General features: G+C 61.9%; 10 protein-coding genes. 8 read left to right on the forward strand and 2 right to left on the reverse strand.

Annotated features, from left to right (window positions below):
• Window positions 1-30 precede the first annotated feature (30 nt).
• Window positions 31-171: a hypothetical protein gene (locus VIE67_RS13675; protein ID WP_332026997.1), complete on the reverse strand. Its 141-nt coding sequence runs from the start codon at window positions 169-171 to the stop codon at window positions 31-33.
• Window positions 172-588: 417 nt separating this feature from the next.
• On the reverse strand, window positions 589-1200 hold the full coding sequence (locus VIE67_RS13680) for an IPTL-CTERM sorting domain-containing protein (RefSeq protein ID WP_332026998.1): 612 nt from the start codon (window positions 1198-1200) through the stop codon (window positions 589-591).
• A gap of 226 nt (window positions 1201-1426) precedes the next feature.
• Between VIE67_RS13680 and VIE67_RS13685 the strand changes: the two genes are divergently transcribed.
• The 8 genes from VIE67_RS13685 to VIE67_RS13720 form a co-directional block, all read left to right on the forward strand.
• Window positions 1427-1870 carry an SRPBCC family protein gene (locus VIE67_RS13685; protein WP_332026999.1) on the forward strand — a complete coding sequence of 148 codons (444 nt, stop codon included), beginning with the start codon at window positions 1427-1429 and terminating at the stop codon, window positions 1868-1870.
• A gap of 293 nt (window positions 1871-2163) precedes the next feature.
• Window positions 2164-2676: a hypothetical protein gene (locus VIE67_RS13690; protein WP_332027000.1), complete on the forward strand. Its 513-nt coding sequence runs from the start codon at window positions 2164-2166 to the stop codon at window positions 2674-2676.
• A 31-nt stretch (window positions 2677-2707) separates the two neighbouring features.
• Window positions 2708-3835 carry an aromatic ring-hydroxylating oxygenase subunit alpha gene (locus VIE67_RS13695; RefSeq protein ID WP_332027001.1) on the forward strand — a complete coding sequence of 376 codons (1128 nt, stop codon included), beginning with the start codon at window positions 2708-2710 and terminating at the stop codon, window positions 3833-3835.
• Between the two features lie 9 nt (window positions 3836-3844).
• On the forward strand, window positions 3845-5293 hold the full coding sequence (locus tag VIE67_RS13700; RefSeq protein ID WP_332027002.1) for a phospholipase D-like domain-containing protein: 1449 nt from the start codon (window positions 3845-3847) through the stop codon (window positions 5291-5293).
• An 86-nt stretch (window positions 5294-5379) separates the two neighbouring features.
• A complete protein-coding gene (gene xseA, locus VIE67_RS13705) occupies window positions 5380-6663 on the forward strand; it encodes an exodeoxyribonuclease VII large subunit (RefSeq protein ID WP_414707372.1) in 1284 nt (427 codons plus the stop codon).
• Between the two features lie 103 nt (window positions 6664-6766).
• Window positions 6767-8407 carry an acetolactate synthase large subunit gene (locus VIE67_RS13710; RefSeq protein ID WP_332027004.1) on the forward strand — a complete coding sequence of 547 codons (1641 nt, stop codon included), beginning with the start codon at window positions 6767-6769 and terminating at the stop codon, window positions 8405-8407.
• A gap of 100 nt (window positions 8408-8507) precedes the next feature.
• Window positions 8508-8813 (forward strand): GIY-YIG nuclease family protein, encoded by a 306-nt coding sequence (locus VIE67_RS13715; protein ID WP_332027005.1) that lies wholly within the window; start codon window positions 8508-8510, stop codon window positions 8811-8813.
• Between the two features lie 168 nt (window positions 8814-8981).
• Window positions 8982-9543 (forward strand): hypothetical protein (locus VIE67_RS13720; protein ID WP_332027006.1); only part of this gene is annotated, 562 nt, incomplete at its 3' end.

Raw genomic sequence — 9543 nt, forward strand, 5'->3', positions numbered from 1 at the left:
CGCGGCGCTCTTTTCTGCTACACATTCGCGCTACAGCAGATCCGCGAGTCCGGAGAGAACATGACGTCGATAGTCGTGATCGTAGCGATCCTCGGAGCGATATTCGTGATACTGCGGGTGCGCAACTCCGGCGAGCGCAGCGTGGAGCCGCCGCGGATGACGGAACGGCATACTCCGCTTCCCGCTGCCAGACGCGATCGGACGATGGCCACCCTGCACGTGCCCGATATGGCAATCGCTTGCGATCTCGCGCGATATCAAGCCGGCAAGACTTTCGAAGCGGCAAGCGCGCCGCCTCTTCCATTGCCGGGCTGCAGTCGCGCCGCCTGCCGCTGCCATTACGAGCGCGTGGCCGATCGCCGTCGCGGTCAACGCCGCTCAGGCGATGACCGTCGCGAAGTCATTCGATTCCAGACCGAGGGAGATCGGCGCAAGAACCCGGATAGACGTCGGTCTAATCGCCCGTGGGAGCGGAAGGAACACTGACGCATCGGCTGACGCCGGCGACCTTGACCTGCCTTTAGCCGCCCAGCAGAAAACCGCATCGCAAACGATGCGGTTCTTGGTTAGTCGATCAATACTGCGGACTTAAGAGCGACGGCGGCGCGAAAGAATGAATCCGCCGAGCAACGCAAAAGCAGCGCCGAGCAGAATCATTGCCCACTCGGACAGCGCAGGCGCCGAAACGGCCTGCGGCAGTCCGATAATCTGAGTTATGGTCAGTGCGCCTTCAAGGGCAAACCACGCCGTGGCTCCGTTCGCCAGCGCGGGGGTGAAGCCAACCGTCCCTGAGGTAAATGTGCCGTTGATACCGCTGAAAAACACACCCGGTCCGCCATATCCGCTGGGATCGCTGCTGCAGCCGGTAGCGAAGGGCGCCAGCGCGATGCAGGGTCCGTCAAGGTCAAAGCCAAAAATATCCACGGTGCTGGTGAGCGTGAAAGAACTGGCAGGCGCACCGGAATTATTGACCACACCGACGAGCGTATCTTCAATGCCGTCATAGGGGCCATTATTCGGCGCATTCGTATCCTGCGCAACGCTGAGGCTTCCGCCTGGATTAATCGTAATCAAGAATTGACAACCGGTATTGACCCCGGTCGGCGGGCATTGCGGAAACAGCGGAACCGCTGACGCGGTACTTGCAACCAGAGCCATTGAAACGACCAGCACACCACCTAGAATCTTGATCAAACCCATTCGTGACAGTGACATATCGATATCCCCATATCTATGTATCGTGAGCGCATTGGTCCGAGTCAAGCTTACTGTTGGGCCCATTTAACAACAGTTCAGTAGTCAAGCGTCTCACAGAATTCCGGGCTCTGCAACTTCGGGCGCTCCACGGCAAGGGTCCGACCGTCCGTGCAAGGCAGATGGTCGCACGCTAGGATATGGAAGCCCGGCAACTACCGATGTCGCCGCCATGACCACCATCATCACCGAAGCCGCGATCCGCAGACCCATAGCCGAGGTGTTCGACTACGTCACCACGCCCGCGCACTGGCTGCGATGGCACCCTTCGTCGGTGGCCTTGCGTGGCGCGACCGATCATTCGCTCGCGGTCGGCGAGGAAGTGACCGAGGATTTCCGCGTCGCCGGCCGGTCCGGCTCGGTCACCTGGCGGGTGATCGCACGCGAGGCGCCGACGCGCTGGGCGATCGCCGGCAAGGTCGCCGCCGGCGGCAGCGGGACGATTACCTACACCTTGACGCAGACTCCTGCAGGCACGGCCTTTCGGCGCGAGTTCGTCTATGCAATGCCGAACTGGTTTGCGGCGCTGCTCGACCGGTTGTTTATCCGCCGTCGCATCGCCGCCGAATCGGCAGAGGCCGTAAACCGATTGAAACAGACGCTGGGATCGTCCTGAAACTCGTCGGCGTTGCGTCGGCCACAGGAGCGAAGTAACACGCGATCCCTGCGGGTGTAGCATTGCGTGGTAGCGTTCTCGGACGAACCGCCTCGCGGCCCGTTCGACCCATGCCAGATACAACTTCCGATACGAGGTGACAAAATGGTTCTCTGTCCAGTAGCGATTGCCGTCGGGTGCCGGAAGTGTCCCGTATTCAACGTCTGCCCTGTCAAGGGAATCATCGGCGACTACAAGCCGGATGAACCTGCGGAGACGGCGTCGACCGCAAAAGACAAAAAGAAAAATTGACGATGGCGGGCAGCGCATCGCGATCGATCGATCGAATCCAGATTTCACCGACAGCCATGTCCAGGCAAAACCTGATTACGGTCCTTTATGGCGGCTTCATCGCCGGCACGCTGGACATCGGTGCAGCGGCGCTGATCAATTGGCTGAGTCCGTTCGTCATTCTGCAGGTTGTCGCGCGCGGTGCGCTCGGCAAGGCATCGTATTCTGGCGGGGCGTACAGCGCGGCGCTGGGCATGCTCCTGCAATGGGCGATGTCGCTCGTCATCGCGGCCATCTTCGTGTTCGCGGCCACGCGCCTGCCGATCCTGCGCCGGCGCTGGATCGCGGCCGGACTTGCCTATGGTGTCGTGGTATTTTTCGTCATGAACTATGTGGTGATGCCGCTTTCACGCGTGGGATCGTCGCCGCATTTCACGGTATCGACGTTCGCCATGAACATGCTGGCCATGCTGCTGTTCGGCGGGATCATCGCCTTCTTCGCCCAACGGTTCGGGTCAGCGCCACGCGACTCTTGACACGGCAGGCCGCGAACCGCGAGATTGCGTCATGAAAACACGCAGCGCATTCGGTCAGCATACGCTCGGCCGCGAGTACTTCGTCTCGGACGACATCTTCAAGGCCGAACACGAGCGGATTTTTTTCCGCTCCTGGCTGCTCGCCGGACACGTATCGCAACTCGAACAACCCGGCAGCTACTTCCTGTTCGAGATCGAACGCGAAAGCGTGATCGTCTTGCGCGACAGCGCGGGCGAGATTCGCGCGTTCCACAATCATTGCCGGCACCGCGGCAGCAAACTGTGTCGGCAGGCATCCGGCACACTCGGTGCGACGATTCAGTGCTCGTATCACGCTTGGACCTACGGACTCGACGGCGCGCTGCGCGCCGTGCCGACGATGAGCGAGGTGGCTGGCTTCGACGTCGCGGAACATCCGCTGCACCGCGTGGCGCTGACCAACTGGGAGGGCTTCCTGTTCGTCAATCTCGCGCAGCAGCCGGCGCCGCTCGCCGAGGCGATGCCTGGCCTCGCCGGCCGCTTTCGGGCATGGCCGACTGCGGAACTGCGCGCCGTGCAACGCAATGTCTACGAAGTCGACGCGAACTGGAAACTGATTTTCCACAATTTCAGCGAGTGCTATCACTGCCCGCTCGCACACCCGCATCTGAACAAGCTGACGCCGTTCCGCAACTCGGAGAACGACCTCGACGAAGGCCCCGTGCTCGGCGGGCCGATGTGGATGGCCAATCCGCAAGGCAGCATGACGACCGGCGGCGAGCGCTGCGCCGCGCCGTTCGCCGCGCTGAGCGAAGAACAGCGCGCTCGTGTATACTATTACAGTCTGTCGCCGAGCGGATTCCTGTCGTTCCATCCGGACTACGTGATGATGCACCGCGCGCAGCCGTTGTCGCGCGACCGCACGCGCGTCGTCTGCGAATGGTATTTCCATCCCGATGCGATCGCCGCGCCCGGTTTCGATCCGCGCCCGGCGATCGAGTTCTGGGACTTGACCAACCGCCAGGACTGGGAGTTGTGCGCGAACGCGCATCGTGGTGTGACTTCGCGTGCGTGGGAGCCGGGGCCCTACTCCGAACTGGAAAGCCAGCTCGCCGCGTTCGACCGGCAGTATCTGCGTGCATTGGGCAACGACGCCATTGGCACGCGGCGGACCGGCTGAAAGCTGCGCATGTCCGCACTTCCCGAATCTCCCGCGCCCTACTCCGTCTCCGCCCAAAGCCTTACCAGCCACGCGCTCGACCGTGCCACCGGCGCCGCGCTGAGCGAGGGTAATGCGGTCGAGCTATTGATCGACGCACGCGCCAACTTCGATGCGTGGCTGACGGCAATCCACGCCGCGCGCAAAAGCATCTTGCTGGAAAATTATATCGTCGCCGACGATGCGGTCGGCCGCGAATTTCTCGATGCTCTGGTCGAGCGCGCGACCGCCGGCGTGCGCGTCTGCGTGACCCACGACTGGCTGGGCTGTCTGGGCAACTCGAAGGCACGCTTCTGGCAGCCGTTGCGCGCGGCGGGTGGCGAGGTGCGCGCCTACAATCCGCTGCGCTTCGACAACCCGTTCGGCTGGCTGAGCCGCGATCATCGCAAGCTTCTGGTCGTCGACGGCGACGCGAGTTTCGTCTCCGGCATCTGCGTTGCGCAGAAGTGGCTGGGCGATCCGCAGAACGGCATTGAACCGTGGCGCGATACCGGCGTTGGGATTCGCGGACCTGCCTGCGCCGATATTGCGCACGCATTCGCCGATACCTGGGCGCAGCTCGGCGCGCCTCTCGAAGCCGACACGCTGGCGCGCGAGCCCGCACACGCGGGCGATATCGGCCTGCGCGTGATCGCGACGACGCCGAATCGCGCAAGCCTCTACCGCACGGATCTGTTCATCGCCGCGATGGCGCGCAAGACGCTGTGGCTGACCGACGCGTATTTTGTCGGCTTCGCGCCCTATGTGCAGGCCCTGTGCGCAGCCGCGCGCGACGGCGTCGACGTGCGTCTGCTGGTGCCTGGCACAAGCAATCTCAAACTGGTCGCGCGCCTGTCGCATGCCGGCTATCGCCCCCTGCTCGAAGCCGGGGTAAAAGTATACGAATGGAACGGCACGATGCTGCACGCGAAAACCGCGGTCGCGGACGCGCGCTGGGCGCGAGTCGGCTCGAGCAACCTCAATATCGCCAGTTGGCTGACCAATTGCGAAATCGACGTCGCGATCGAGGATGCCGCATTCGCGCAGCGCATGGCGGCTCAATACGAAACCGATCTGCTCAACGCAACCGAGATCGTTCTCTCCGAAAAACGGCGTGTCGCGCGCAGCGGGCCGGCGGTTCGCCGCACGCGTCGCGGCAGCGGCAGCACAAGCCGCGCCGCAGCGGGCACGTTGCGGCTGGTCAACACATTCGGCGCCGTACTCGGCAACCGGCGCGTGCTCGGCAGCACGGACGCCGGCTTGTTGCCACCCGTGGCCCTGGCGCTGGTCGTGTTGGCCACCTTTGCAGCGATCTGGCCGCAGATCATCGCCTGGCCGCTCGCCGCACTCGCGCTCTGGGTCGGCGCGAGTCTGCTGCTGCGCTACCGGCGGCTGCGCCGTGAGCGCGCCGCGCTTGGCGCAAAGCCACCCGCAGGGTAACCTCAAGCCTCGAACTTCTTCTGGCTCGTCATTTCCGCTAATAGCTTGTGGGAATGACAAATCTCTTGTCTGCGCAAATCGACATGATGGAAAGCACCGGCACATCCGAATCCGAACGTGAAATTTTTTCTCCGAGCATGCTTGTGCGCCTCGCGCGCGATCTGCTCGAGGACACGTTTCCGCTGATCTGGGTCGAGGGCGAAATTTCCAATTTTTCGCGGCCGGCCTCCGGACATCTGTATTTCAGTCTCAAGGACGCGCAAGCGCAGGTGCGCTGCGCGATGTTCAAGACGCGCAGTGCGTATCTGCGCTTCAAACCAGCCGATGGCCAGCGCGTGCTGGCGCGCGCACGCGTGAGCCTGTACGAGGCGCGCGGCGAATTCCAGCTGATCGTCGAACACCTCGAAGAAGCCGGCGAAGGCGCATTGCTGCGCGCGTTCGAACAGCTCAAGGCGAAACTCGCCGCGGAAGGCCTGTTCGATGCCGCGCGCAAGCAGCCGATTCCGAAACTTCCGCGGCGCATCGGCGTGATCACCTCGCCCACGGGCGCGGCAATCCGCGATGTGCTCAGCGTGATCGCGCGACGCTTCCCGCTGGTCGAAGTCGAGATCCTGCCCGTGCCAGTGCAGGGCAAGGAAGCGCCGCCGGCGATCGTCGCCATGTTGAACGCCGCGTCGAAAGCAAAGCGCCATGATGTGCTGTTGCTCACGCGCGGAGGCGGTTCGCTGGAAGACCTGTGGGCGTTCAACGACGAGGCCGTCGCGCGCGCGATCCGCGCCAGCGCGATTCCCGTGGTCAGCGCGATCGGTCACGAAGTCGATTTCACGATCGCCGACTTCGCCGCCGACCTGCGTGCGCCGACGCCGTCGGCCGCCGCCGAATTGCTCGTGCCCGATGCGGGCGAAACCCTGCGCCGTCTGCGGCGCGAGCGTACACAGCTCGAACAACTGCTACGGCGGCGCCTGCAAGGCGCGGCGCAACGCGTCGATCAGGCCTACACAAGATTGCGCGCACAGCACCCGCGCGCGCGTCTGCGTCTCGGCGGCGAGCGTCTCGCACAATTGCATGCGCGCCTGCAATCGCAGCATCCACGCATTCGCCTTGGACAGAACCGCGAACAACTTCAGGCGCTGCGGCGTCGACTGCACGCAACAACCGTGCGTCATCTGCAATCCAGCACCCTGCGCCTGAGCGAACTCGCGCGCACACTCAATGCGGTCAGTCCGCTCGCCACCCTGCAGCGCGGCTACGCGATCGTACTCGAACGCGACGGTGGCTACGTCGTCCGCACCGCCGAGCAAGCGCGCACGGTCGAGCGCTTCGATGTGAGTTTTGCCGACGGCAGCGTGCCGTTGCGCCGCGACGACTGAGTGAAAGGCCCGTTGCTGATTTTCAGCCGAAACATGCGCCCGTAGCAATTGACGCGGTCGCGCACCGCGCCGACAATCGATCATCCTCGCGCGGGAGATCGTCATGAAAGCCTCCGAGCTGTTCGTGAAAGCCATGGAAGCCGAAAACGTGCAATACGTATTCGGCATTCCCGGCGAGGAAAATCTCGACCTGCTCGAATCGCTGCGCAACTCGTCGATCAAGCTGATCCTCACGCGCCACGAACAGGCCGCCGGCTTCATGGCCGCGACCTACGGTCGGCTGACCGGCAAGGTCGGCGTATGTCTGTCCACGCTTGGCCCCGGCGCGACCAACCTCGTCACCGCCGCGGCATACGCGCAACTCGGCGGCATGCCGATGCTGATGATCACCGGGCAGAAGCCGGTCAAGGCGTCCAAACAAGGGCATTTCCAGATCGTCGACATCGTCGACATGATGAAGCCGCTGACCAAATTCACGCGCCAGATCGTCGCCGCCGACAACATCCCCGCGCGCGTGCGCGAGGCATTCCGCCGCGCCGTCGAGGAGCGGCCCGGTGCGACGCACCTCGAACTGCCCGAAGACATCGCCCGCGACGAGACCGAGGCGATCCTGATTCCGGACAGCTACCATCGTCGCCCGATCGCCGACGGCAAGGCGATCCTGCACGCCGCCGAAGCGATCATCGCGGCCAAGTGCCCGCTGCTGATGATCGGCGCGGCCGCGAATCGCAAGACCAGCAGCCGCATGCTGCGCGATTTCGTCGACCGTACCGGCATTCCGTTTTTTACCACGCAGATGGGCAAGGGCGTCATCGACGAAACGCATCCGCTATGGCTCGGCAATGCCACGCTGTCCGACGGCGATTTCGTGCATCGCGCGATCGAACAGGCCGACTGCATCATCAATGTCGGCCACGACGTCATCGAAAAACCGCCGTTTTTCATGCGCCGCGGCAGGCGCACCGTCATCCACGTGAACTATCTCGGCGCCGAAGTCGACACGGTCTACTTCCCGCAGGTCGAAGTCGTCGGCGATATCGGCAACACGATCTGGCGCCTGTGCCAGGCGGTGGACAAGCAGACGCACTGGGATTTCAGCTATTTCGACACCGTGCGCAAGCACCTGGACGCGCACCTGGCGATCGGCATTGACGATGCGCGCTGGCCAATCTATCCGCAGCGCCTTGTTGCCGACGTGCGCGCGGTGATGCCCGACAACGGCATCGCCTGCCTCGACAACGGCATGTACAAGATCTGGTTCGCGCGCAACTACCGCTGCCGCCAGCCCAACACCCTGTTGCTCGACAACGCGCTCGCGACGATGGGTGCCGGCCTGCCCTCGGCGATCGCCGCGAAGATCGTGCATCCGGAGCGCAAGGTCGTGGCCGTGGCCGGAGACGGCGGCTTCATGATGAATTCGCAGGAACTCGAAACCGCCGTGCGCCTCAAACTCGACCTCACCGTGCTGCTGCTGCGCGACAACGCCTACGGCATGATCAAGTGGAAACAGGCGCACATGCACTTCGCCAACTTCGGCATGGACATGGGCAACCCCGACTTCGTCGCCTACGCGCAAAGCTACGGCGCGCACGGTCATCGTCCGAACTCCGCCGACGAATTCGCACCGACGCTAAAGAAATGCCTCGACACATCGGGCGTGCACCTGATCGATGTGCCGATCGACTACTCGGACAATGACCGGATTTTGAATCGGGAGATTCGGGAGTTGAGTTCCAAGATTTGACCCACCGCCGTTCGTGCTGACGCATCGAAGCACAAACAAAAACTCCAATCCGTTCGCCCTGAGGTATCGAAGGGTGAACGGATAAGAGAGGAATCGATCAATGAGCTTTTGGACCTACATGCTCAAATGCGCCGACGATTCATACTACGCCGGCCACACCGACAACCTCGAAAAACGAATGTCCGAGCACGGCACTGGCGCACCCACTTGCTACACGACCAATCGACGGCCGGTTGCATTGGTTTGGTCGCAGGAGTTCGCAACTCGCGAGGAAGCCCTTGCCGCAGAGCGTCAGATCAAAGGCTGGAGTCGCAAGAAAAAGGAAGCGCTTCTACGAAATGATTGGAAAGAAATTCAGCGGCTGGCGTGGGGAGTGCGAAACCCGCTGCCATGGCATCTTAGCTAGCTTGCCGTTCATGCTTCGATACCTCAGCACGAACGGTTTGCTTACGTCTAGTCGATTCCTTTACGAGCCTAGAGGCGATTCCAGCTTGGTTGATGTCCTGCCCGCGAGGTTTCTCCTCGTGTACGATGCTGGAACTTATGTGGAGCCAAAACGTGCAAGAGCCTGCCGATGCCTGAGTTGATACAAATCCTCACTGCTCCGATAAATATACTGTGGGCAACAGTAGTGTCGGGCTGTATATCCGCGGGAGTCTCATATCTCTTCAAGCGCAGCGAAACGCGCGACAAGGTTAAAGTTGAGTACGAGTACGAGCAACGTAAATTTCTCCGGGTGACAATTGGTCGATACCACGGCCGACTACTGCAGACGTCGAATAGCCTGAACTATCGCCTTTGGAACCTCTATACGAACCATGACAAAGGCTGGTTGAGTGTAGATGGTAACTATTCCTCAGCCGGTTATTATTTTCTCAGCACCGTGTATCGTTTCATCAGCGTCTTTGCGCTGGTCCGCCAACTAGAAACAGAAGCTATTCTTCTTGATGCTCGAATTGCAGAAAAGAAAGACTATACGTTTCTGAACTATGTCGCGGCCCTTCATTGGGTCATGACTGACGCAGCTCTTTTCGAAGGCCTCTCCTATGACAACTCTAGCCAAGCCGACCACTTCTTTTCTGACCACTTTCGTCGATATAGCGACCTCTGTCTCGAAGATCAGAAACTTCTGACAT

This window comes from Rudaea sp. (assembly GCF_036560865.1).
Taxonomy (GTDB): domain Bacteria; phylum Pseudomonadota; class Gammaproteobacteria; order Xanthomonadales; family Rhodanobacteraceae; genus Rudaea.

Bases quoted from the DNA above. Each gene is read 5' to 3' on its own strand.
- VIE67_RS13710 (WP_332027004.1), top strand. From the start codon at position 6,767: ATGAAAGCCTCCGAGCTGTTCGTGAAAGCCATGGAAGCCGAAAACGTG.
- xseA (WP_414707372.1), top strand. From the start codon at position 5,380: ATGGAAAGCACCGGCACATCCGAATCCGAACGTGAAATTTTTTCTCCG.
- VIE67_RS13700 (WP_332027002.1), top strand. From the start codon at position 3,845: ATGTCCGCACTTCCCGAATCTCCCGCGCCCTACTCCGTCTCCGCCCAA.
- VIE67_RS13685 (WP_332026999.1), top strand. From the start codon at position 1,427: ATGACCACCATCATCACCGAAGCCGCGATCCGCAGACCCATAGCCGAG.
- VIE67_RS13715 (WP_332027005.1), top strand. From the start codon at position 8,508: ATGAGCTTTTGGACCTACATGCTCAAATGCGCCGACGATTCATACTAC.
- VIE67_RS13680 (WP_332026998.1), bottom strand. From the start codon at position 1,200: ATGGGTTTGATCAAGATTCTAGGTGGTGTGCTGGTCGTTTCAATGGCT.
- VIE67_RS13695 (WP_332027001.1), top strand. From the start codon at position 2,708: ATGAAAACACGCAGCGCATTCGGTCAGCATACGCTCGGCCGCGAGTAC.
- VIE67_RS13675 (WP_332026997.1), bottom strand. From the start codon at position 171: ATGCCGTTCCGTCATCCGCGGCGGCTCCACGCTGCGCTCGCCGGAGTT.
- VIE67_RS13690 (WP_332027000.1), top strand. From the start codon at position 2,164: ATGGCGGGCAGCGCATCGCGATCGATCGATCGAATCCAGATTTCACCG.